We start from the raw sequence: 22,690 nt of genomic DNA, 5'->3' as shown, positions 1-22,690 counted from the left end.
TGGGGGAGCTTTCCAGCTGGGTGTCACAAGTGATGGATCCATCCGCTGCTGTGACGCAATTTTTGGGCTTGACCTTGGTGGATGGCCCCACGGAACTGCCCGGGCCCAAAAGAAAACTTTCCGCCTGGGCAAAGACCGGAGCCACGGCGAGCAAGGTGCTGGCGGCAAGGATTGTCAAAGAAACGCCTGGGAGCAGCATCGAAGCAATAGCTGTTATTTGCCCACTCTGAACGGCCATGCTCAGGTTTGCTGGTCTTGGCGAATTTCCTGCAACAGCAGATCTAGCTGCCCCAGCGAAGCCTCCAACCCCAGCCGACCCGCCCCCTCGCTCTGGCCCGCTCCATCTTCATTTTGCCAGAGCTCCTCAACGCCACACAGCTGCTGGGCGAGGCCAGGCAACCCGTCGCGGTTGTGAGTGCGTTGCAGCACCTCAAGCAGGACGGGCATCCGAATCGAAGCAGCTTGCAGAGCGCGCCTGAGATCCGCCTGGGTGCGTCCGGTGTGGCGCAGCCAGTCTTTGAGAAAGCTCTGCAGATCATCGAGCTCTGCACCTGTGAGGCTGGCCATCGCTATCAGCGGTTCAGGGGAAACCATTGATCCAGTCTGCGCTGGGCCCGCAACTGCACCGCCGGGGTGCGATGGCGACTGCACAAACCAAGCAAGGCCGTAACGGCCACAAGATCGTCGCTGAAGCCCGCCGCCGGAATGAAATCTGGAATCAGATCTAGGGGCACCAGCAGGTAGGTGAGCGCGGCCAGCACGGTGAGTTTGGCCGGTGCAGGGGTCTGGGGGTCAAGCAACAGCTCCAGACATTCCAGGGCCGGCCTGGCCAGGGTGCGGCCAGCTCGGCGCAACAACTTGAGCAACACCACCTCATTCACCTCGGTGCTCTCCAGCACCTGGGCATCAACGACGGGAGCATCCGTTGCGGAAGCATCCCCTGAGGTCGGATCTACAAACACGGTCACGGCAGCACTGCAGCCAACCTGCTCATTCAAGGAGCAAACGACAGCTACTCGGCTTCCACCAAACCGCTATCGATGCCGGTTTTCCGCAATTTGCGCAGGGCCCGCTGCAGCACCTGGCGGCAATACTCCCGGCTGCAATCGAGCTGGCGGGCCACTTCAGCCAGGGTCCGCCATTCATGGCTGCTATCGAGACCGAAGCGCTGCATCACCACCGTGAGCTCCTTAGGGGTGAGGTTGGCGCGTTCGAGCAGTGTCCACACCGCGGCCGTGCGCTCGGCAAGCTCAACGCGCTCCATCGGCGGCAGCTCCGGGCTGGGCAACACATCAACCAGCTCAAAGGGATCAGACTTCGATTTCACCACCCCCTGCAGGCTCACGGTGATGCTGCGTAGTTCGCAGCCCAGCAAATCATCCACTGCCGCCTGGGGCAGATGCATCATCTGGGCCAACTGGGCTGGCCTAGGTGCAACTCCGTTGGCCTGGAGATAGCGAGCTTTGGCAGCCCGCAATTTTGTGAGTTTTTCATTCACATTGACGGGAATGCGAATGGTGCGGCTCTGGGTGGATAGGGCGCGGGTTAGACCCTGTCGAATCCACCAATAGGCGTAAGTACTAAAGCGATGACCGCGGCTGGGATCGTATTTCTCCACGGCGCGAGTGAGCCCAAGGGTGCCCTCCTGGATTAGGTCCAGCAGCTCTAGGCCCTTGTTCTGGTAGCGCTTGGCCAGGTTGACCACCAGCCGCAGGTTGGCCGTGATCATTTGGTTTTTGGCCAGCTCACCGGCTTTGAGGGTGCAGCGCTCCAGATCATTGAAGTCGCAAGCAGGTCCCGAGCCACCGGCATCACGGCAGCGCTCCTGCAAAAGGGCCATGGCCTGCACCTTGCGACCCAAGGTGAGCTCCTGCTCGGGTGTCAACAACTGATGACGGCCAATTTCACCTAAAAAGACGCTCAAGGAGCTCGCCATGGATCACCTAAGCAATGAATTGAACCTAAGGGCAATCAGCAAGCACAAACGGACTAACAGAAAAGCTTCCGACTTTCAAAATTCCATCGCAATCCCCGTGCTTGTTCAACTTTCACAATGGCTGCTGATTTCAGCTCCCTGTTGGGCAGGGCAGCAGGCAAGATGACTGGCCGGTTACGGTTGGCAAGATTTGCCTACTACATATGCCTGGCTTGGCTGCCATCCCCCCTGAAGTGCTCTCCCGCGCTGGGGTGGCCTACGTGCACTACGTGAGCTTCATGCTCTGTTTTGGCGCCTTGGTGCTGGAGCGGCGCTTGATCAAGCCAAATCCAAACAAGGCCGATGCCACCTTGATGGTGATCACCGATGTGGTGTATGGCCTGGCAGCCCTTGCCCTGCTGGTGAGCGGGATTCTGCGGGTTCTGTACTTCGGCCAGGGAAGCGAGTTTTATACGGAGAACCCCCTGTTCTGGTGGAAGGTTGGGCTCTATCTAGGGGTGGGAGGGCTGTCGCTTTACCCCACCATCACCTACATCCTCTGGGCTATCCCGCTGCGCAAGGGCGAGCTGCCCCAAGTAAGCGAAGCTCTCGCCACCCGTCTGGGCTGGATTCTCAATATCGAGTTGGTGGGCTTTGCCCTTGTGCCCCTACTAGCCACCTTGATGGCCCGCGGCGTCGGCCTGCCTGCCTGATGCTGCGGCGATTAAGCCGGCGATTAAATCGAGCGAGTTTGCCGGCTTGCGGCCTGGTGCTTGCTCTGGCCCTTTTTCCAGTCAGGGCATTGACAGCCGAAGCAGCTGCAGGTGATTACCGCCAGCGGCTGGTTCCCACATCCCACGGCTGGCCCAAGCGCCAAAGCTGGTGCGTGTGGATCGAGCCCGCCGCAGCGACCGGGCCTGCCGCCCGTTGGGATCAGCTTTGGCTGCAAGCCGTGGAAGCGGCGCTGGCAAGCTGGGCTGAATTGGTCACGATTCACCGCAGCGAAAGCAGGGAATCGGCCCAAGTACAGATATTGAGGCGCCGGCCACCTCTGCAGCGGGGCCGGGCCAGCCATGGCCGAGCCGAGCTAGCTCTGGCGACGAACAAGCCAGGCGCCCCCCCCAAAATCGAGCCGCGGGTACTGGTGAGCATCAGCCCTGGGCAGCGACCTGACGCCATCCAGGCCACGGCCCTGCACGAACTTGGCCACGCCTTCGGGATGTGGGGACACAGTGATCAGCCCCAAGACGCCATGGCGGGCGTGCCCGGGCCAACCCCCGTGCTGCAACTCACGGCCCGGGATCGGGCCACTTTTATATGGCTGCAACAGCAGCCCGGTCTTCCAGGCAGTGACGCAACTGCAGCCGGGGACCAGGTCGGCTGCCATTAATTGCGCAATGTTGCGCATTGTCAAGTTGTCTGATGATCCAACGAATCTTTTAAAGAGCGCTTGAAAAAACTTATACGTTGCTCGCCTTGAGGATTTTTCACCCCTGTGCCCTTGCCCGTTCTGGCCACCAAGCCACTCACCAACAGCGCTCGTGTCAGCAGCTTTCTGGCCGCCGGTGAGGAAAGCCCCCGCCAGATCGACACCGCTTGCCTGGTGCGGGATCCGGCAGCCACCGATGCTGTGATTGAGCAGGCCTACCGTCAGATCTACTTTCACGCCTTTAAAGTAGATCGTGATGCGGTGCTGGAATCCCAGCTGCGCTCCGGTCAGATCAGCACCCGCGACTTCATCCGCCAACTCCTGCTCTCTGAGAAGTTTCAGAGGGATTTTTATCGCTGCAATAGCAATTACAGGGTGGTGGAACAGGTGGTGGGTCGGGTATTTGGCCGACCGGTGCATGGCCAAGCTGAACAGATCGCCTGGTCGATCGTGATCGCCGAGCAGGGGCTGCCCAAGTTTGTTGACGCGCTACTGAATTCCGACGAATACCGCGACAACTTCGGCGACAACCTGGTGCCTTTTCAGCGCTCGCGGGTACTTCCCGGCCAGGCCGTAGGCACCATGCCCTTCAACCAGCAAGCCCCCCGCTACGACTCCTACTGGCGAGAAGCGATGGCCAGGCGCGCACCCGCTGGAGGATTAAACCCCTGGACCGACGGCGGCGGCTGGGCGCGCCCAGCCTGGCTGGAAGGCCAGCCCACACCAAGGGTCCAAGCTATCTGGCAATACACCGTGGCAACTGGTGGCTTTGTGCTCACCGGCCTGGTGATCTGGATTGCTGCGGCCATGCTCAGCACGGGCTGAGGCGGCCCTCAGTCCCGCCGGGGCGCGCCGCGGCGGGCGGCCAGTACCTGCTGCACCTGCCGCCAGCTGACTCCGTGGTGGGCAAGGGCTACCTGCAGGTGGAAGACGATATCGGCCGCTTCAGCGGCGATCTCGTCGGCGTTGTCGTCCTTGCAGGCCATCACGAATTCGGCGCTCTCCTCCCCGATCTTCTTGAGGATCCGGTTGTCGCCCCCCTCCAACAATTTGTTGGTGTAGCTGCCGGGCTCGGGAAGGTCGCGGCGCCCTTCTATCACCCGCATCAGTTCGGTGCAGACATCTGCCGGCGGCTGAGCGGCCAATGGCCCCCCGGCCGTGGGCTCGGGACCGTTGTCGTAGAAGCAGCTGCGGGCACCGGTGTGGCAAGCCACATCGCCGCTCTGCTCAATGCTGAGCAGCAGCACGTCGGCGTCACAGTCGTAGCGCAGGCCCTTGAGCTGCTGGATGTGGCCGCTGGTGGCCCCCTTGTGCCATAGCTCCTGGCGCGAGCGGCTCCAGTAGTGCACCTCGCCGCTGGCGAGGGTGCGCTCGATCGCCTGCTGGTTCATCCAGGCCACCATCAAAACGGCGCCATCGAGCCAGTCCTGGGCGACAGCGGGGATCAAACCAGCTTCGTTGAAGCGCAAGGCCCCAATGAATTGAGGGTCTGGGGGCTGAAATACTGCTGACAAGGCCCTTGCGCTGCTGCTGTCCCGATCCTCACCCATGCCCACTCCGGCCTACAGCTGCAGTAAAACTTTCAGCGGTTATCCCTGTTGCCATCGCCAATGGCGCCACCAGGGCCACTGCCGCTTCGTGCATGGCTACAGCCGCAGTTTTAGCTTCTGGTTTCGGGCCACTGAACTCGACGACTGTGGCTTTGTGGTGGATTTCTCCAGCCTGAAACAGCTCGAAGCCCGGCTGGCAGATCAATTCGACCACACCTTTCTGGCCAATGCCGATGACCCCCTCCTCTCCACCTGGCGCCAGCTGCACGACCAGGGCGCCCTCGACCTGAGGGTGATGACCAATGTGGGCATGGAGGCCAGCGCCGAGCTGGTGTGGGGCTGGGCCAACGAACTGCTGCACGGCCGCGACAGCGGCCGCAGCTGCTGCTGGAAGGTGGAGGCGAGGGAAAACGAGAAGAATGCCGCTTGTTTTGAAGCCCTGCCGGGGTGGTTCAAAACCTGATATCTGACAAGTAATGAGTGGGCCAGGGGCGTGAGGCTTCAAAATTGGCCCTCTATGCACTAGTACCGCCCGATGGACCGATCCCTCCTCCTACTAACCGCTGCCCTGTTGCTGCCCCCTACTGCCCTGGCTGAGCCCACAGGGAGTAGTGGTGGAGTTCAGGCGCTGTACCCCACTAAAGCCGCGGCCGAAAAAGCAGCCAAGCATTTCCACTGCACCGGAGCGCACCAGATGGGCGATCAATGGATGCCCTGCACCAAACACGCCGATGGCTCTGGCAGCCATACGCCGGCCCACTGATGGCCAAGTGCGGCGACAAACCCAAACTGCTGGCCATCGGCATCGCCCCCCAGGGCATCATCTCGATCGGCATCGTGCCAATGGGGGTCGTGAGCATTGGGGTGGTGCCGATGGGCGTGCTGAGCCTCGGTGCGGTGGGCATGGGGGTAATCAATATCTGCGTGGTGGGCATGGGCATCGTTGTGGCTGGCGTCAACGTGATGGGCGTCTGGAACGCCGGAGCTAGCTCCCCCCACCAGCACCACCAAGCGGCCACCGGGACCCATCCCCCAAACCTCTACGCCTACCCAAGCAAGCAGGAAGCCCTGATCAAAGCCAAACAGCTGGGCTGCAACGGTGTCCATGCGATGGGTTCGCTGTGGATGCCCTGTGCCACCCATCCCGAGCTCGAGCCACCCCCAGCTGCGCAAAGCCGAAGACCCTGAATCAGCGTCCATGATGTCCATCCCTGCGGGTTGCTCTTGGCACAGCTGGCCACTGCCTGGGCGATTTTTCAGGGTCTGCTGCTCGAAGCCCTGCCGTTTCTGCTGATTGGCGTCGGTATCGCCAGCCTGGCCCGCTGGCTGGCCCCTGGAGGTGCCTGGCTGCGGCAGTTGCCCGCCCACCCCCTGCTCGGGCCCCTCACCGGTGCCGCCCTTGGCTTTGCCCTACCCGCTTGTGAATGCGGCAACGTGCCGGTGGCACGGCGGCTGCTGGCCGGTGGTGCCCCGGTTGGCACGGCCCTGGGCTTTTTGTTTGCCGCGCCGGTGCTGAATCCAATCGTGCTGGCCAGCACCTGGGCCGCCTTTCCCAACCAGCCCTGGCTGCTGGCGGCCCGCCCCGGAGCAGCCCTGCTGCTGGCGGTGCTGCTGGCCACGGTGCTGCGCCTGCTGCCCGAGGCCGAATTACTAGATCCAGTGCTGCTCGAAGAACGGCGGCTGAGCCAGCCCTTGGCCCAGGTGGGGCTACTGGAGCGTCGCAGCGGGCTTGTGGGTGCCATCGGCGCCAAGGTGCAGCCCGTCCAGGTGGCGCGGCCGCCCTTGCAGGAGTTGCTCCAGCACGGCAGCCGCGAATTTCTCGATCTGGCCGCCCTGCTGGTGCTGGGTTGTGCCATCGCCGCCACGGTGCAAACCTTGCTGCCGCGCAACTGGCTGCTGGCGGTGGGGGGAGCACCAACCATCTCTGTGCTGAGCCTGATGCTGCTGGCGGTGGTGGTTTCGGTTTGCTCCAGCGTTGATGCCTTCCTCGCCCTGGGCTTCGCTGCCCAGGTCACCCCGGGAGCGCTGCTGGCCTTTCTGGTGCTGGGCCCGGTGGTCGACCTGAAGCTGCTGGGACTGTTCCGGGTGCTGTTTAAGCCCAAGGCCATCGCCCTCACCAGTGCCGCCGCCGCGGTGGTCGTGCTGGTGCTGGGGCAATGGGTCAATTTGCTGCTGCTGTGATGCGCGCCTTCGCTCTGGGGCTCTGGGGAGCCGTGCTGCTGCAAAGCAGCCTCAGCGGCAGGCTGGATCTCTTGCTCAGCGGCGTTTTCCACCCACTGGTGGGGCTTAGCGGTGTGGCATTGCTGCTGCTGGCGGGCCTGCTGCTGGCTGAACTGGCGCTAAGGGGCCGGGAAAGTCCAGCCCCATCGCGACGCCAAGCCATCCCAAAAACCTGGTGGCTGAGCGCCGCAGTGGCTTTGCTGGTGTTGGCGATTCCCCCCAACCCCTCCTTCAGCACCCTGGCCGCCAACCGGCCCGCCGAGCTGGGCGATGAGACTGAGCTGAGCTTCGTGCTGCCGCCAGCCCAGCGCAGCCTCACCGATTGGGTGCGCTTGCTGCGCAGCCAACCCGACCCCAGCCTCTACGCGGGTGATCCCGTGCGGATCAGCGGCTTTGTCTTGCCCCAGCCAGGTGAGCCCCCCCAGCTGGCCAGGCTGCTGGTGCGCTGTTGCCTCGCCGATGCCACCCCGGTGGGCCTGCCGGTGCGCTGGCCGGCCGGCCGGCAGCCCCGGGCGGATCAATGGCTGGCGGTGGAGGGCACCATGGCTATTGAAGAACGCAACGGCCAGAGCCGCAGCGTGGTGGTAGCGCAGCGAATCACGCCGATTGCCCGGCCCAAGCGACCCCTGGAACCATGACGGCAACGGGGCAACGGATCACGTTGGTGCTGGCGGCAGGACTCGCCCTGGCCTTGCTGCAGCAACAACTACTGCTATTACGCCCCCCACGACTGCTGGAACTGGAGTCAAGCAGCGCCAGCTCCGGTCCAGCAGCCCTAGACCTGCGCTTCAGCCGACCGATGAGCAGATCCAGCCTGGTGGGCTCCAGCAGCCTGCAACCCCAGCTGGCCTGGATGTGGCTGGGGGAAAGCAACCCCCTGCGCCTGCTGCTGCTTCCAGGCCAAACCATCCCCGGACCATTGCGGTTGCTGCTGGCAGGGGTCGACCGCCGCAACCTGCCCCTGGGCCGCCAGCAGTGGCACTGGGACCCCCGGCCGCGCTTGCTGGCGGTGATGCCCGTGGCCGGCGGCGAACAGCTGCAGCTGCAACGACGCGATGGCAGCTGGCAGGCGCTGACCCCGGTGTGGCCGCAGCTGGCCCAAGTGCAGCCCCTCGGCAACGGTGCCGGTGTGGCCGTGCTCAGTGGTGATGGCATGGGCAGCCACCGTCTCTGGCTGCTGCCGCTGCAGCAACACAACCTGGTGCGCGAACCGCAGCGCCTCTCCGAACCGGTGGCGGGTGGGCTTCAACCCCTAGACGACGCAGCCCTGCTGTTTGCCCACCTGAGCAGCAACCGACGCGGCGACCTGCTGGTGCAATCGTCCACCACCGCCCTGGATCCGGGGAGCACCAGTGTGCGTACCGCCCAGGGGCGCAAATGGCCCCTGCCCCACTCTGCTTCTGGCCCCATGCAGCTGCTCCCCGAGGGAGGCGGAGTGGTGGTGCCTGAGCTTGAAGGCCTCACCCTGCACAACCTGCCGGGCCAACCCCGCCGGCGCCAGCTGCTGCCTGGCAGTAGGGAGCTCAGCAGTTTCTGCCCCGTGAGCGGCCGCGCCCTGCTGGTGAGGCACTGGCCCGACTACCGGCGCTCCCTTGAGCTGGTGGAGCCGGGCCAACCGCCGCGGCAGCTTTGGATCGGCAGCGAAGCCGTCCTGGCCAGCGCCTGCGACCGGGGTGGGGATCGGGTCTGGCTGGTAGTGAGCAACTGGGCGCAGGGATCCCAGCCCCTGATGCTGGCCCTCGATCGCCGCGGCCAACTGCTCAAGCAACGCTCCTTGAAGGGCTGGGAGGTGGAGCCGGGAGCGCCGATGTTGTTTGATCCCACCCGCCAGCAGCTGCTGCTCACCCTGCGCTCAGGCAGCCACGCCAAGCCGGTGCTGGTGGATGGCAGCAGCCTCAGCCTGCAACCCCTGGCCAAGCCGGTGCGCCTGGCCCTGTGGCTACCCGCTGGCTGATAGGCGCCGGTGCTGCAGGGAGGCCAGGGGCAGCAGGCCCATGCACAGCACCCCGATCAAGGGACCGGGCGGCAGGTTCACAGCTGGCTGGATCGCCAACAGAAAGCCGCCACCGCTGATCCCCATACCCACCAGGGCCGAGCGCCCCAGGGCTTGGCGCAGGCTGGCGGCTCCAGCCAAGGCCACTAGGGCCGGAGCACCCATCAAGGCAATCACCAGCACCACCCCTACGGCGGTCATGGCGCTCACCACCGTGAAGGCCGTCACCAGGGTGAGCAGTAGCCGCAGCCGCTGCACCGGCAGACCAGCACTGGCGGCGCCGAGGGGATCCACCCCCAGATACACGTAGTGGTGATAGCGCCAAGCGAGCAGCAGCAGCACCGCCACCAGGGCCAGCAGGCTGCGCAGCAGGTCGGCAGGAGCGGCGGCCAGCAGATCGCCAAACAGCACCGCCTCCAGATCGACCCGGATGTGCAGCAGGGGAATCAACAGCACCCCTAAACCGAGAAAGCCAGCCAGCACGGTGTTGAGCACCGCCTCATCGCCCCCTTCCCCAGAACGATCACCACGGCTGAGCCGCTCCGCCAACAGGGCACCGGCTAGGCCGCTAATCACCCCACCGAGGCCCGGATCAAGCCGCAGGGCCAGCGCCAGGGCCAAACCCGGCAACACCGCGTGCGACACGAGATTTGCCAGGAACAGGCGCCGCTGCACCAGCAGCAAGGTGCCGGCCAATGGGCAGAGGCCGCCGATCACCAGCGCCAGCACCAGGGGCAGCAGCCACCAAAGAGTCTCCATAGGATCAGCGCACTACGCCCCAGCCACTCTGGCCATGCCCACCCAGGTTGCCGCGTCAAACGACCGCCAGCAGCTGCTGCTTACGGCGTTGCGCCAAGCCGACCGGGAACTCTCCGGCCAGGACCTGCACGCCCTGCTGCGCCAAGGCTCCCAGCCCATGGGGCTGGCTACGGTTTATCGCCACCTGCGCCAGCTACAACAGCGGGGCTGGATCCGCTGCCGCCACCTGCCCAGCGGCGAGGCTCTGTTCGCCCCCACAGAGCGCGACGAACACCACCTCACCTGTGTCGACTGCGGCGCCACGGTGGTTCTTAATAACTGCCCCATGCACGACGTGCACCTAGACGGCGGCCAGAGCGCAGGCTTCCAGCTGCTATTTCACACCCTGGAATTTTTCGGGCTCTGCGGAAGTTGTCAACAGCGCCAGGCCAGCTAGCGCCAGCCCATCAACCGCAGCAGTGGTTGCCTACCCGCAGGTCGCCGAGGGCCTGGCGCACCTGCTGGGGGCTGCCGTCGGCGAGCAGGGAGCGATCAAGCACCAGCACCCGGTCGTAGGCATCGAGGTCGCGGCCCCAGTCGTGGCTGCTCACCAGCAGGGTGAGACCGGCATCGCGCAGCTGGCCCATCACCTTGAGCAGCTGGGTGCGTGAAGGGGGGTCGATGGCAGCGCAGGGCTCATCCAGCAGCAGCAGCCTGGCTGGCTGCACCAAGGTGCGGGCCAGCAGGGCTCGCTGCTGCTGGCCACCGGACAACTGATCCAGGCGCCTGCCGGCCAACCCGGCCAGGCCCACCCGCTGCAGGGCGGCTTCCACATCGCAGCAGCCAGGACGCTTGGCGGCCATCCGCCCCAGGGCCACCAACTCCCGGACACTGATAGGGAAGTGCCAGGCGATCTCCCCCCGCTGGGGCATCAGGGCCAACTGCTGCCGCGCCAGGGCCAAGGTGAGGGGCACCCCATCGAGCCGGATCGAACCGCTCTCGATTGGCAGCTGACCCTCAATGGCCTGCAGGAGGGTGCTTTTGCCAGCGCCGTTGGGGCCCACCAGGGCGGTGAGCGTGCCGGGCTCGAGCGCAAAAGCCACACCATCGAGAGCCAGCTCGCCGCCGCGGCGCACCCGCAGCTCACTCACCTCAAGCGACACGCAACACCGTCAGTGCAACCGCAAACCTAACGACGGTCGCGCACCAGCACCCGCGCCCCCAGCACGGCAAACACCGACACCGCCGCCGTGGCCCCGAGGTCTCCGCCGATCCCCGCCAGGCGCGGAGCGAAGCTGAAGCTCAGCAGGGCGAACAGCAGGCCCATTGCCAGCAACAGGGGCACCGGGCGAGGGGCTAGCCGCTCTGGAGCTGTCATACCGACGAAACTGGCACCCAGCCACATGGCCGCCAAGGGCCCCGGCGCCAGCTCCAAAGAAGGGGGCAGCAGGGCCAGGAGCAAGGCAACCACCAGGGAGGGCAGGGCGGAGCCCAGCACCACCCCGAAGCCCCAGTAGTAGCTGAGCCTATGGGTGAGTAGCGGAGAGAGCAGGGAGGCGATCAGCACCAGCCAGCGCTCTGCGCCGGTAAAGGCATGCAGAGGGGCGCCGGCACCGATCGCACCGGAGACCAGGGCCAGCCCCGTGGCGCCGAGCACCCCCAGAAAGGCGATGGTTCCAAGCTTGCCGCCGATCCCGCTCCAACTGTTCTTCAGGAGCGACAACGCCAGTCCGGCCAGCACCCCGGCCAGCACCACCCAGCCTGGATGGCCGAGCACCAGCTCAGAGGTCATCCCAGCAAACGCCCCGCAATACACCGGGCCAGCCACCCCCTGGCAACGACGGCTGGAATGGCCGATGGCCTCGACCAGCCCGCCAGCAGCACCAACCAGCGCCGCAGCCAGTGCCACCGAAACAAGCGCTCCACGGCTCAGGGCCAGCACGACCAGAGCGGCGAAAGCTGCCAGCAGCACGGGCGCGGGCTGGATCGCTCCAGGGGGGCCATGGCCCGCATGCCGCAAAAAGCCCAGCAGAACCACCAGCGCCAGCAGCAGCAGCGCCAACGCCATCCCGCCCGGAGCCCCCAGCACGAAGGCATCGAGATAAAAAAACAGCAGCACACCCGCCATCAGCAGGGCGTGAGGCCTGGTCAGAGCAGAACGATCCATGCCCTGTATCAGCGGCATCAACTCCAACAATCCCACCTGGAGGGCGGCAGAACGAGCCACAGCCCACCCCCAAGCAACACCTTGAGAACCATTATCATTCGCGGAACCAGGCGCGCCAGCCATGCCCCGTATCCCCGCTCCCGCCGCTGCCTCTCTCGCTCTGGCATTGGCAGCAGCCGTAGGACTGCAGGCTTGCCGCACTCCCCCACCGGCCGACGTGATCGCTGCCGACGGGGTCCTTTGCGACATCACACAACGCCTGGCCGCCAGCAACATGCGGGTGAGCTGCCTTTTGCAGCCAGGCGACGACCCCCATCAATTCCGGCTAACGCCCCAGCAGAGCCGGGAACTCAGCCAGGCCCAGCTGGTACTGATCAACGGCTTCGGCCTCACCCCAGCCCTCGCCGAACTGACCAAGCCGGGATCAAGCCAAACCAAAACCGTGGCCGTAGCCGAGCTGGCCGTACCCAACAGCCCCGTCCTAGAGGCCGCGCAACCCAAGACCGCCGATTCTCACCAGCACCGCGATGAGCATGGCCAGCACCACGATGAGGAGGAGCATGCCCATGGCGACCGGGATCCCCACGTGTGGCACGACCCAACCCAGGCGGCCGCCCTGGTGCTGCTGGTGGCCCAGCAACTTCAGCAGCTAAAGCCTGCTGCCCAAGCCCCCATTGCCGCCCGGGCCCAGGCGATGACGACGACCCTGCAGCAGCTGAACGCCTGGAACCGCCGGCAACTTGCCACCATTCCCACCGCCAGCCCCCTGGCCACCGGACACCGGGCTTTTGCCAGCCTGGCCCGGGCCTACGGACTGGAGGAACTGGCGGTGGTGGATGCCAGCAGCGGCAGCGACACCCTGCGCCCCCAGGCATTCCAGGCCGTGCTGGAGCAATTGCGGCGCGAGCAGGTGCCGATGCTGTTCGCCGAACAGCTGCCGGCAGGCAAAGCGCTGCAGAGGGTCAGCAGCCTCAGCGGTGTGCCCATCGCCGCCGCACCACTGGTGGCCGATGGTCTGGCAGCGGAACCCGATGGCAACGGCAACCTGGTGGCCACCCTCGCCGCCAACACCTGCCTGATCGTCAACGGCCTGGGCGGCCGCTGCGACGCATCCGGCCAGCAGGCCCTGAGCCAGCGCTGGAAGGCCATTCGCTGACACCCAACCGACAGCCTCGGCGAGAATCGTTCTCATTCTTGCCATAGACTGGCTCCATGACCCGCTTCGCAGCCGTGAAAATTCGCCCAATCCTGCTGATTGCAGCAACTGCTGCTGGATTACTGGCACCGGTAACCGCAGCTGCCGTTGAATTCGAGCCCGCCGACCTCAATACCGGCATCAGCCAGTTCTCTGATCTGCGCCCCACCGACTGGGCCTATCAGGCGCTGACCAACCTGGTGGAGAAATACGGCTGCGTCGCCGGCTACCCCAACGGCACCTTCAGTGGTGGGCAGGCCATGACCCGCTTTGAGGCCGCCGCCCTGCTCAACGCCTGTCTTGATCGCGTCACTGAAGTGACCGACACGCTCAAGCGGCTGATGGCCGAGTTTGCGCAGGAACTGGCCGTGCTCAAGGGCCGCGTCGATGGCCTCGAAGCAAAAGCGGGCGAAATCGAGGCCAGCCAGTTCTCGACCACCACCAAGCTCTCCGGCCTGGCCAGCTTCGTGGTGGGCGGAGTGAGCAACAATCCTGCCGGTGAGCAGGTCACGTTCAACTACGACCTGCAGCTCAACCTCGACACCAGCTTCAGCGGCAAGGATCTGCTGCGCACGGTGCTGCGGGCCGGCAACTTCGATGGCGATCGCAATGCCTTCGGCGGCGGCCTCTCCACCCTGGAGATCGCCTTCCAGGAAGAGGGTGGCCCCGATGTGGTGGGCATCGACAAGATCTTTTATCAGTTCCCGCTTGGGCAGTCTCCGATCGGCGGCCAGTTCACTGCCACCCTCGGCGGCCGGGTGGGCCAGGAAGACATGCTCGCCCTCTGGCCCAGCGTCTACCCCAGCGACACCATCCTCAACGTCCTCACCCTCAACGGTGCACCGCTGGCCTACAACAAAAACCTCGGCCCAGGCCTGGGCCTCTGGTGGCAACAGAACGGCTGGAGCGTGAGCGCTAACTACGTGGCCGGCAATGGTGCCGATTCCGCCCAGGGCCTGTTCAGCAGCAGCTCAGCAGGCACCAGCAGCGTGCAGCTGGGCTACGGCCAGGAGAACTGGGGCATCGCCGCGCTCTATTCATATGTCGAGGCCGGTGTGGGTGTGCCCGGGGCCACCCCGTTCATCACCACCCAGATCGAGGAGAACGGCGTCAACACCAATGCCTTTGGCATCAGCGGCTTCTGGCAGCCCGCCGAGAGTGGCTGGCTGCCCTCGATCAGCGCTGGTTACGGCGTCAACGGCAGCTCCGGCTCAGACCTGCGCACCAGCCAGTCATGGATGGTGGGCCTGCAATGGAGCGATGTGCTGGCTGAGGGCAACAGCTTTGGCATGGGAGTGGGCCAACCCGCCTTTGCAACCGCCACCCGCAATGGGGCTGCCAGCGAATCCGGCGTGTGGGCTTGGGAGTGGTGGTACCAGTGGCAGGTCACCGACGCCATCTCCGTGACCCCGGCGATCTTCTTTCTCAACAATCCTGGAGGGAGTGGGGATGGGGCCAACCAATTCGGTGCCCTGATCAAAACCAGCTTCCGGTTCTGAGCCGAGCCAACCCGTTGCTCCAATGGATTGCGGCAACGGGTTCCTAGTGTCATCACAGCTAAGCCATGCGCCATTCCATGACCGCCAGTGCCACCCCCACGGGCCTGCCCGTGACAATCCTCACCGGCTTTCTGGGGGCGGGTAAGACCACCCTGCTCAACCACATTCTCAGCAATCAGCAGGGGGTCAAAACCGCCGTGCTGGTCAACGAATTCGGTGAAATCGGCATCGACAACGACCTGATTGTTGCCACCGGCGAAGACATGGTGGAACTGAGCAACGGCTGCATCTGCTGCTCAATCAACGGCGAACTGCTCGAGGCGGTTTACCGCATCCTGGAGCGCCCCGATCCGGTGGACTATCTGGTGGTGGAGACCACCGGCCTGGCCGATCCCCTGCCGGTGGCCATGACCTTCCTCGGCAGCGACCTGCGAGATGCCACCAGGCTCGACTCCATCATCACCCTGGTAGACGCCGAGAACTTCAGCGACGAGCTGCTGGAGGGTGATGTGGCCCGGGCCCAGATCGTTTACAGCGACATGCTGTTACTAAACAAATGCGACCTAGTAGCTGAGGAGCGGCTGGCGGCCCTGGAGGCCCAGTTGCGCGAGATCAAGACCGATGCCCGCATCCTGCGCTCGGTCAAGGGCGAAGTGCCCCTGCCGCTGCTGCTCAGCGTGGGGCTGTTCGAAAGCGACAAAATCGTTGCCCAGCAGCAGCTCAGCGCCGAGCCAGACCACAGCTCCTGTGACCACGACCACGGCCACTGCGAGCACGAGCACCACGATCACGAACACCACGAGCACCACAATCACGATCACCACGACCACAATCATCACAAGCACGATCACGCCGCTCACCCCGATCACGCAGCCATCGAGGGATTCACCTCGTTGTCGTTTGCGGCGGAGGGGCCTTTCGCCCTGCGCAAATTTCAGAACTTTCTCGATAACCAGCTGCCAGCTGAGGTGTTTCGCGCCAAGGGGATCCTCTGGTTCAACGAAAGTGAGCGCCGCCATGTGTTCCACCTGGCTGGCAAGCGCTTCTCAATCGACGATTCCGACTGGCCAGAGGGCTCAGGACGCAAGAACCAGATCGTGCTGATCGGTAAAAATCTCGACCACGCTCAGTTGCGCCGGCAATTGCAGGTGTGCGTTGCCAAAGATTCCGGCAAGGGCTTCGCTTGAACGGGATACTGACTTAGAGGATCCAGCCATTTCATGATGTCCACCACCCTGCGCCAACTGGCCCCGGCCGCCGCCGCTGGCCTGGCCCTCAGCCTGTTGTCGACCCTGCCAGCAGGTGCCCATGGCTTGGCAGGCGCTGGCCTGGCCGCAGGAGCAAGCCATCCGCTGCTTGGGCTAGACCACTTGCTGTTACTGCTTGGCGTTGGCGGCGCTGCCGCCTTGGCAGGCCCATCCCTATTGCTGGTGGCCCTGGCTGCAGCGATTTCTGGCGGCTTGTATGGGGCCTTAGGGGGCAACCTGCCAGGAGCTGAGGTGTTAGCAGCATTGATGGTGTCTGGTCTTGGCCTAGCGCTGGCTGCACGCCAGGGCCAGCTGCTGGCCGTAGTGCTGGCAGGAGGAGTGGCTATTCACGCCATGCTGCATGGCCAGGAAGCCACAGGCAGCAGCGCAGATCTGTTGGGCTGGTGGCTGGGGGCGAGTCTCAGCTCAGCGGCCGTGGTGGGTGCAAGTTTCGCCGTGATTCGCCAACTAGCACCCAGCTGGGGAAGGCGCTTTGCAGGTGCTCTCTGCATCGGCGGAGCGCTGCTAGCACTTGCGCAGTTGGCGTGAGAACCGTCCTAAGCGGACACTTTTGTTACACAAGCACCTTGCTGAGCTAGCTACGCTTATCAAAGCGAAATTAAACGCCATGGCCGAGCTAATCCTTTTCTCCGGCGTTTTCGCCTTGTTTGGCTTGGCTTTTTGGCTCGCCACTGATTCAGATGATGACAACGGTGGTGGTGGCCTGATGCAGCCCGTGCTGGTCCCAGTGCGCGTCAGGCAAAACCGGTGATATTGATTACATCATTCTGAATCAATAGTTTCAACCCCCATCGGCTCAATCCAATAGAAGTATGGCTTGTTGATTCCCCAGTGGACATCAACAAATTTCTGTTGTGAAGAGTCCATGAATCAGTTCCATCGCCTATTGCTGGCCCCTGCAATTTTTGGCGTAGTTTTGCCAGCCTTGGCCGCCCCAGACACCGCCTTTGCCAATGAAATCTCGTCGCTGAATGGCAGGGAGGCAATCAATGACTACATGGAGCAACAAGAAATTGACGAGCTCAAGGCTTGGCGCTCGCGCAACCAGGTCACCAGCGTCAACCAATTTTCCGAAGTAAGGCCAACCGACTGGGCTTACCAAGCACTGACCAACTTGGTGGAAAAGTACGGCTGCGTGGCCGGCTATCCCAACGGCACCTACAAGGGTGGCCAGGCCATGACCCGCTACGAGGCAGCAGCCCTTTTGAATGCCTGCCTCGACCGTGTCACCGAAGTGACCGACGAACTGCAGAGGTTGATGGATGAATTCAAGAAAGAACTAGCGGTGCTGAAGGGCCGCGTCGACGGACTTGAGGCCAAGGTGGGCACATTGGAGGCCCAGCAGTTTTCCACCACCACCAAGCTCAAGGGCGAGGTGAACTTCATCCTGGGTGGCGTACCCGACTACAACTCGGACACGAGGGTTGGAACTCCTCCCGTTACTGTTGGCAGGCAGGATCGCACTACCTTCAATTATGACCTGCGCCTGAATCTTGATACCAGCTTCACCGGCAAGGACCTGCTCAGAACCCGCCTGCGCTCGGGTAATTTCACGGCCTTCAATCCCTTCAACGCTGGAGACAGTCTGTTCAAGTTGGACAAGGCCTCCAGCACTAATGCGGGAGCATCAGGCGTTGGTGGCATCGATACGTTGTCGATCGATCGCCTCTATTACCAGTTCCCGGTGGGCAAGCAATTCACGCTTACCGCCGGTGCCCTGGTGCGCAACACTGAAATTCTCGCCTTCATCCCCACCGCCTACCGCTCCCAGCTGATCGATTTCTTTGCCGTCGCTGGCACACCCGGCGTCTACAACAAAGTGACGGGTCAGGGTTTTGGTGCCGTCTGGAAGCAGAAGGTGGCCAAGGGCCAGGGCTTCTGGAACGCCTCGCTCAACTTCATCGCCCAGGACGGTGAAATCTCCAACGAGGGGATCTTCGACAGCGACGGCAGCCTCAACACCACCGCCCAGTTTGGCTACAAGGGCACCAACTGGGGGGCGGCGGTGGCCTATCGCAACGGCACCTTTGGCACCCGCACGATCAATGCCAATGGGACGGCCAATAAAAGCCTTGTTGGAAGCCAAGACTCCAACAGTTTCTCGATCGCTGGCTACTGGCAGCCCGTCGAAACGGGAATCATGCCTTCGATCAGTGTCGGCTACGGCTTCACGGACATCAGTGGTTCTGGCAGCCCCGCCGCCGCCAGCAGCTGGGCCGACGATTCCCAATCCTGGTATGTGGCGCTTCAGTGGGATGACGCCTTCGCTAAGGGCAATTCCGCCGGCATTGCCCTCGGTCAGAACCCCAGTGCTGGAACAGGCATAGATGATCCTCTCTCTATTGAGCTCTTCTACAAGTACCAGGTAACTGACAACATCTCAATCACTCCAGGGCTCTTCTACATCACCAACAGTTCCAACCAGGTGAATGACAAAGATCTTTGGGGTGGAGTGATTCAAACCCAGTTCCGCTTCTGATCAAGAAGCAAATCCACCTTGGGCGTAGCAATAGTTACGTCCAAGGCTTGCATTGATCACAGGGGGCAGGCGTGAGCGTTCTTAGCCTGAGTGCATTGTCAACGCCAAATCCATTTACCACGTGACTCACCCACCCATCACCAGCCGCCAACGTTCCAGCCCCTGGGGCCTACCCCTTGGCTTTTGTGCCCTAGCCGCTACCACCCTTGCTGGTGCCATCGGGGTAGCGGGCATGGCCCAGAACCGCCCCCAGGAAGTAAATGTCTATTCCGGAAGGCACTACAACACTGATAAACAGCTCTATAGCGAGTTCACCAGACGCACCGGCATCAAGGTGAACCTGCTGGAGGGTAAAGATGACGAGCTGATCCAGCGCCTGAAGAGCGAGGGCAACAACAGCAAAGCCGACCTGCTGGTACTGGTGGATGCGGCCCGGATTTACCGAGCCCAGGAGGCCAATTTGTTTAGGTCGATTCGCTCCGCTGAACTCAACAAGGACGTGCCGGCCAACCTTCGGGACCCCAAAGGCCAATGGTTTGCCCTGACCCGCCGGGCCCGCCCCGTAATGGTCAACCCAGCAATCGTGAAGCCCGGCCTAATCCGCAGCTACGCCGACCTCAGCCGTCCGGAGCTCAAAGACAAGCTCTGCCTCCGCAACCGCGCCAGCGTCTACAACCAGTCGCTCACGGCCGATGAGCTGGTGCGGCGCGGCAAACCTGCCACCCAGCAATGGCTGCAGGGCATGCTCGCCAACACCAAAAGGCCCTTCTTTACCTCCGACACCCCAATGCTGCGGGCCGTGGGACAGGGACAGTGCGGCGCTGCTGTGGCCAATCAGTACTACCTAGCGCGCATGCTGCAAGACAAGAACAGCACTGAGCGCAACACCGCTTCGAAGCTGAAAGTTGTGTGGCCCAACCCCACCCACATCAATATTTCGGCCGGTGGCGTCACCCGCAGCTCCCGCAATCCCGAGGGTGCGCAACGCTTGCTGGAATTCCTGGTTTCTCCCCAATCCGGGGCGGGCTACGCCGCCGCCAACAACGAATACCCCCTCAAGGGCTGGGGCAACAACCCGACCCTGAAGGCATTCGGCACTTTTAAGGCCTCACCGGTGTCCATGGAGCAGCTGGGACGCCGCAACCGCGAAGCGGTGCAACTGATGACGCAGGCTGGCTGGGAGTAACGACTTGGCATCGCGTTGACGCCCTCCACGATCCAAGGCGCCCCTGCGCAGGGACAAGGCACCCCAGGGCAGGGACCGGGCCGCTCCAGCAGCCGGACCTGGCTCTTACTGGTTGTGATTTTGGCAAGTGGGCTCGCCCTATTGCCCCTGCTCGCCCTGTTGAAGGACGTGTTGATCAACAGGGGCGAAAGCAAGCTGGAGCTGGGATTTGACGGACTCAGACAGGTGCGGGGCACCTTGCTGCTGGTTGCAGGGGAAGGGCTCTTAGGTGCCGTAGTGGGAACTGCCATCGGCTGGCTCACCGCGGTTTGCCGCTTCCCAGGCCGCCGCTGGCTGCGCATCGCCCAACTGGTGCCAATGGCCTTCCCTGCATACCTTCTGGCTGCCAGCCTGATCGACTGGGGCAGCTACCGGGGCCTGCGCATCCATGGCCTGGGCTGGGCCATCTTGCTGCTCACCCTGGCTAACTACAGCTACGTATTTCTGCTGAGCACCGAGAGCTTCTCTGTTAGTGGCAGGCGGCTCCTGGAGGCCAGCCGCAGCCTCGGCGTGGGCCCCTGGAGAAGTTTTTTTCGCGTAGCCCTGCCAATTGCCCTGCCCTCGATCGGCGCCGGCATTGCCCTCAGCGCCATGGAGGTCGTGAACGATCTCGGCGCGGTGCGACTGCTCGGCGTGCCCAGCCTCTCTGCTGGCATCCTCGATCGCTGGCAGGTGGATGGCGATCCCCAGGGTGCGGCGCTGCTATCACTGGTCGCTCTGGCGATCGTGGCGGTTTTGATCGCCAGCGAACGTCAATTGCGCCAACGCAGTCGGCGCTGGAACCTGGAAGGCGGAACGGGCAGCGCCCACGTTTGGCATCTGGCGGGCTGGCGCGCCGCCCTAGCCCAGTTGTTCTGTGTGCTGCCACCCCTTATCGCTGTGGCCATTCCAGCCCTCTGGATTCAGCAGGGCTGGCAAGGGCTGCAGAGCGAATCGTTCGCAGAACTGGGCCAACTGGCAAGCCGCAGCCTCGGTCTTGCCCTTATAGCCACTGCGGTGACCTGCCTTGGTTCGCTGCTGCTGGCCATCTGCCGGCGCTGGAGCCCCCAGCCTCTGGTGCAACAGCTCAGCTTTATCGCTGGCTTGGGATACGCCATTCCCGGCAGTGTGCTGGCCCTGGGGCTGATCGCGCTGGGCGGCCCCCTCGGCTTCAGCCCACTGCTGCTGTTGCTCTGGGGCTACGGCGACCGCTTCATCGCTGTCTCAAAGCAGGGGCTTGATGCTGCGCTTGAGCGCATACCCCCCAGCATCGACGAAACGGCGACCAGCCTGGGCTGCGACTGGCTGGCGGTGTTGCGGCGGATTCACCTGCCCCTGCTGCGGGGGCCGCTGCTGGTGGGATCACTGCTGGTCTTTGTAGATGTGGTGAAAGAACTGCCAATCACCCTGGCCCTGCGGCCCTTCGATTTCGACACCCTGGCGGTGCGCGTATTCCAATACGCCAGTGATGAAAGGGTTGGTGCCGCAATGGCACCAGCCGTAATGATCATGGCGTTTGGCTTGCTAGCGGCATTTGCCCTAGTGCCAACCCTGGAACAGCGCGACTGAGCGCAACCGATCAGGCCCCCTCCAATCAGGCGGCAGCCAAAGGGGCGGAATCAACTAATTCCGGTGCCAGGCGCATGCCGACCTCGCCAATAGGAGCCTCGAGCAGCTGGGCCTGGCGAATCCGTGAAATCAGCCTCGTGGTGGTAACCCGGGTGGTGCCGATCAATTCACCGATCCGTTCATGGGTGAGACGAAACGGCAGATCGCACCAGCTACCGCAGCGACGACCGAGTCGGCGCACCAGCAGACCAAACAATGCATGTAGCCGCTGGTCAGCGCTGCCTAAGTGACGGATGCGCAGTAGCTGCAAGGTCCATTCATTGACGGCATCAAAGCCTTGGCCCTGCCGGAGCGTGGCGTCGCTACGGAAGCTCAAAGGCGTGAGCGCCTCAACGCAGACGCCCTCACTGCAGAGGCGGTCAGTGCATAGCTGATCCCCCGCCTGCAGGAAAGCCAGGGTCATCCCCTCGGTTTCCTCGCAGGGGCAATAAACGCGAGCCACACCATCCAGCACCTCAATGCAGCTGCCAGTAGGGAGCAGGGCGGGGTTTAACAGCACGGTTTGACCAACCGGCATGCGCACTGCGGCAAGGGGATCGGCTGGCAGAAAGCGAAAACTCATGGCCGCGGCAAGGCTTATTGCGAATGACTCGCAACCTAAACAAGAACGCCGCCTTTTGCAAGCGATTCTCAATAACAACAAGCAATTGCAAGTGCGCATGGCCCGAGCCTGGCCCAGGGCAATTGCGCTTTTTGTCTACTTTTTCAGCAATTGCAAACGGCTAACGCACGCAAACTCGGCCTTTGTAGCTATGGGCTACAACTTGCAGCCAAAATCATCCGCCGTAGTTCAGTCTGGGATTACTTTGCACCGACGCTGGGGATTTTCCCTTCATGTTGAACCGCAACCCCATGTGCAGCCGCATCGGCCTGCTGGTCGCTGCCGCGAGCCTGCTGGCGGCAGCTCCAGCCCTAGCCCAAACAGAAACCCTCTACAAACTCGATACCAAGTGCAGCATCAAAGGCGGTGAACCGCAGGCCTGCGTAGTGGAGGCTGTTAACGAAGGCAAAGCCACTCTCTACCGCCACATCATCGGCAAAAACGTCGAAACGATTCGGGTAACAGATAGCCCAGTGAGGATGAGTGTCTGGGTTGACAGCACCAAAACCTGGAAAAGCCTCGATAACGCAGCAGCTCGCTTCTCTACGAACACGATCTGCTTCAACGGGCGTGACCTGTGCGTGATCAACCCCAATTACCTCAACAGTGTTAGAGAGGATCGCCCTGACGCAACTGCAGGCCGCGACCTGATCAAGGTGCAATTCGGCGCTGATGGCCGCATAGATCTCACCTGCTACGACGACGGCTGTAAGGGGGTGGGCAAATGACCAGTGCTCAAGACAAGCCGTGGAGCGGCCTCGGACTGGCTCTGGCGGGAGTGTTGGCCCTACCGATCGGCAGTG

General features: G+C 63.2%; 26 protein-coding genes. 18 read left to right on the top strand and 8 right to left on the bottom strand.

The genetic code is table 11. From position 1 onward, the window contains the following. Nucleotides 1–240: 240 nt before the first annotated feature. Genes C7K55_RS07790 through C7K55_RS07780 form a run of 3 tightly spaced genes read right to left on the bottom strand, consistent with a single transcriptional unit; the run spans nucleotide 241 to nucleotide 1,936 of the window. A complete protein-coding gene (locus tag C7K55_RS07790) occupies nucleotides 241–567 on the bottom strand; it encodes a hypothetical protein (RefSeq protein WP_106502846.1) in 327 nt (108 codons plus the stop codon). A 5-nt stretch (nucleotides 568–572) separates the two neighbouring features. Further along, nucleotides 573–962, bottom strand: coding sequence for a YkvA family protein (locus tag C7K55_RS07785; protein WP_106632213.1), 390 nt, complete (start codon nucleotides 960–962; stop codon nucleotides 573–575). A 50-nt stretch (nucleotides 963–1,012) separates the two neighbouring features. After that, nucleotides 1,013–1,936, bottom strand: coding sequence for a sigma-70 family RNA polymerase sigma factor (locus tag C7K55_RS07780; protein WP_106502845.1), 924 nt, complete (start codon nucleotides 1,934–1,936; stop codon nucleotides 1,013–1,015). Nucleotides 1,937–2,148: 212 nt separating this feature from the next. Here C7K55_RS07780 and C7K55_RS07775 point away from each other — a divergent pair, with 212 nt between their 5' ends. From C7K55_RS07775 to C7K55_RS07765, 3 genes are all read left to right on the top strand, one after another. After that, the gene (locus tag C7K55_RS07775; RefSeq protein WP_396093408.1) at nucleotides 2,149–2,628 is read left to right on the top strand and encodes a DUF2214 family protein; all 480 of its coding nucleotides are present in this window, start codon (nucleotides 2,149–2,151) and stop codon (nucleotides 2,626–2,628) included. Between the two features lie 89 nt (nucleotides 2,629–2,717). Then, the gene (locus tag C7K55_RS07770) at nucleotides 2,718–3,305 is read left to right on the top strand and encodes a zinc metalloprotease (protein ID WP_106632212.1); all 588 of its coding nucleotides are present in this window, start codon (nucleotides 2,718–2,720) and stop codon (nucleotides 3,303–3,305) included. Nucleotides 3,306–3,410: 105 nt separating this feature from the next. Beyond that, entirely contained in the window at nucleotides 3,411–4,169 is a 759-nt protein-coding gene (locus tag C7K55_RS07765; protein WP_106502843.1) for a phycobilisome rod-core linker polypeptide, read from the top strand. Between the two features lie 8 nt (nucleotides 4,170–4,177). On the opposite strand, the gene hisIE is transcribed toward C7K55_RS07765, so the two are convergent. Beyond that, entirely contained in the window at nucleotides 4,178–4,894 is a 717-nt protein-coding gene (gene hisIE, locus C7K55_RS07760) for a bifunctional phosphoribosyl-AMP cyclohydrolase/phosphoribosyl-ATP diphosphatase HisIE (RefSeq protein ID WP_106502842.1), read from the bottom strand. Between hisIE and C7K55_RS07755 the strand changes: the two genes are divergently transcribed. From C7K55_RS07755 to C7K55_RS07730, 6 genes are all read left to right on the top strand, one after another. Continuing rightward, complete coding sequence (locus C7K55_RS07755) at nucleotides 4,893–5,357, top strand: 6-carboxytetrahydropterin synthase (RefSeq protein ID WP_106502841.1); 465 nt, start codon at nucleotides 4,893–4,895, stop codon at nucleotides 5,355–5,357. The genes hisIE and C7K55_RS07755 overlap by 2 nt on opposite strands. Nucleotides 5,358–5,429: 72 nt before the next feature. Next, entirely contained in the window at nucleotides 5,430–5,657 is a 228-nt protein-coding gene (locus C7K55_RS07750) for a hypothetical protein (RefSeq protein WP_106502840.1), read from the top strand. Continuing rightward, a complete protein-coding gene (locus C7K55_RS07745; protein WP_106502839.1) occupies nucleotides 5,657–6,082 on the top strand; it encodes a hypothetical protein in 426 nt (141 codons plus the stop codon). The genes C7K55_RS07750 and C7K55_RS07745 overlap by 1 nt, the downstream gene beginning before the upstream one ends. Before the next feature lie 36 nt (nucleotides 6,083–6,118). After that, complete coding sequence (locus C7K55_RS07740) at nucleotides 6,119–7,075, top strand: permease (RefSeq protein WP_106502899.1); 957 nt, start codon at nucleotides 6,119–6,121, stop codon at nucleotides 7,073–7,075. After that, nucleotides 7,051–7,752: a TIGR03943 family putative permease subunit gene (locus C7K55_RS07735; protein ID WP_106502838.1), complete on the top strand. Its 702-nt coding sequence runs from the start codon at nucleotides 7,051–7,053 to the stop codon at nucleotides 7,750–7,752. Before C7K55_RS07740 ends, C7K55_RS07735 begins: the two co-directional genes overlap by 25 nt. Beyond that, complete coding sequence (locus tag C7K55_RS07730) at nucleotides 7,749–9,068, top strand: hypothetical protein (protein ID WP_106502837.1); 1,320 nt, start codon at nucleotides 7,749–7,751, stop codon at nucleotides 9,066–9,068. Before C7K55_RS07735 ends, C7K55_RS07730 begins: the two co-directional genes overlap by 4 nt. Here the strand turns inward: C7K55_RS07730 and C7K55_RS07725 are convergent. Beyond that, a complete protein-coding gene (locus tag C7K55_RS07725) occupies nucleotides 9,054–9,866 on the bottom strand; it encodes a metal ABC transporter permease (RefSeq protein WP_106502836.1) in 813 nt (270 codons plus the stop codon). The two genes, C7K55_RS07730 and C7K55_RS07725, sit on opposite strands and share 15 nt — an antisense overlap. A 34-nt stretch (nucleotides 9,867–9,900) precedes the next feature. Here C7K55_RS07725 and C7K55_RS07720 point away from each other — a divergent pair, with 34 nt between their 5' ends. Continuing rightward, nucleotides 9,901–10,302, top strand: coding sequence for a Fur family transcriptional regulator (locus C7K55_RS07720; protein WP_106502835.1), 402 nt, complete (start codon nucleotides 9,901–9,903; stop codon nucleotides 10,300–10,302). Between the two features lie 10 nt (nucleotides 10,303–10,312). Here the strand turns inward: C7K55_RS07720 and C7K55_RS07715 are convergent, their stop codons facing one another. Together C7K55_RS07715 and C7K55_RS07710 are read right to left on the bottom strand one after the other, a co-directional pair. Continuing rightward, on the bottom strand, nucleotides 10,313–11,008 hold the full coding sequence (locus tag C7K55_RS07715) for a metal ABC transporter ATP-binding protein (RefSeq protein WP_106502834.1): 696 nt from the start codon (nucleotides 11,006–11,008) through the stop codon (nucleotides 10,313–10,315). A 26-nt stretch (nucleotides 11,009–11,034) separates the two neighbouring features. After that, nucleotides 11,035–12,072, bottom strand: coding sequence for a hypothetical protein (locus tag C7K55_RS07710; protein ID WP_106502833.1), 1,038 nt, complete (start codon nucleotides 12,070–12,072; stop codon nucleotides 11,035–11,037). Nucleotides 12,073–12,133: 61 nt separating this feature from the next. Between C7K55_RS07710 and C7K55_RS07705 the strand changes: the two genes are divergently transcribed. The 7 genes from C7K55_RS07705 (at nucleotide 12,134) to C7K55_RS07675 (ending at nucleotide 21,226) form a co-directional block, all read left to right on the top strand. Then, a complete protein-coding gene (locus tag C7K55_RS07705; protein WP_106502832.1) occupies nucleotides 12,134–13,168 on the top strand; it encodes a metal ABC transporter substrate-binding protein in 1,035 nt (344 codons plus the stop codon). Between the two features lie 56 nt (nucleotides 13,169–13,224). After that, the gene (locus C7K55_RS07700; RefSeq protein WP_106502831.1) at nucleotides 13,225–14,706 is read left to right on the top strand and encodes an iron uptake porin; all 1,482 of its coding nucleotides are present in this window, start codon (nucleotides 13,225–13,227) and stop codon (nucleotides 14,704–14,706) included. A 77-nt stretch (nucleotides 14,707–14,783) separates the two neighbouring features. Then, nucleotides 14,784–15,893, top strand: coding sequence for a CobW family GTP-binding protein (locus C7K55_RS07695; protein WP_241518249.1), 1,110 nt, complete (start codon nucleotides 14,784–14,786; stop codon nucleotides 15,891–15,893). Between the two features lie 36 nt (nucleotides 15,894–15,929). Beyond that, on the top strand, nucleotides 15,930–16,502 hold the full coding sequence (locus C7K55_RS07690; RefSeq protein ID WP_241518248.1) for a HupE/UreJ family protein: 573 nt from the start codon (nucleotides 15,930–15,932) through the stop codon (nucleotides 16,500–16,502). A 337-nt stretch (nucleotides 16,503–16,839) separates the two neighbouring features. Further along, nucleotides 16,840–18,453 (top strand): iron uptake porin, encoded by a 1,614-nt coding sequence (locus C7K55_RS07685; protein WP_106502828.1) that lies wholly within the window; start codon nucleotides 16,840–16,842, stop codon nucleotides 18,451–18,453. Nucleotides 18,454–18,574: 121 nt separating this feature from the next. Next, nucleotides 18,575–19,639 (top strand): extracellular solute-binding protein, encoded by a 1,065-nt coding sequence (locus C7K55_RS07680; protein WP_241518247.1) that lies wholly within the window; start codon nucleotides 18,575–18,577, stop codon nucleotides 19,637–19,639. 141 nt (nucleotides 19,640–19,780) lie between these two features. Then, entirely contained in the window at nucleotides 19,781–21,226 is a 1,446-nt protein-coding gene (locus C7K55_RS07675; protein ID WP_338152868.1) for an ABC transporter permease, read from the top strand. Between the two features lie 25 nt (nucleotides 21,227–21,251). Here C7K55_RS07675 and C7K55_RS07670 read toward each other — a convergent pair whose 3' ends face one another. Further along, nucleotides 21,252–21,848, bottom strand: coding sequence for a Crp/Fnr family transcriptional regulator (locus tag C7K55_RS07670; RefSeq protein ID WP_106502827.1), 597 nt, complete (start codon nucleotides 21,846–21,848; stop codon nucleotides 21,252–21,254). A 272-nt stretch (nucleotides 21,849–22,120) separates the two neighbouring features. Here C7K55_RS07670 and C7K55_RS07665 point away from each other — a divergent pair, with 272 nt between their 5' ends. Beyond that, nucleotides 22,121–22,615 carry a hypothetical protein gene (locus tag C7K55_RS07665; RefSeq protein WP_106502826.1) on the top strand — a complete coding sequence of 165 codons (495 nt, stop codon included), beginning with the start codon at nucleotides 22,121–22,123 and terminating at the stop codon, nucleotides 22,613–22,615. The last annotated feature ends 75 nt before the right edge of the window (nucleotides 22,616–22,690 follow it).

It is taken from the genome of Cyanobium usitatum str. Tous, assembly GCF_003011885.1.
GTDB classification, from domain to species: domain Bacteria; phylum Cyanobacteriota; class Cyanobacteriia; order PCC-6307; family Cyanobiaceae; genus Cyanobium_A; species Cyanobium_A usitatum.
The sequence above is the reverse complement of the archived record's forward strand: the minus strand, read 5'-3'. Positions and strand labels throughout refer to the sequence as shown.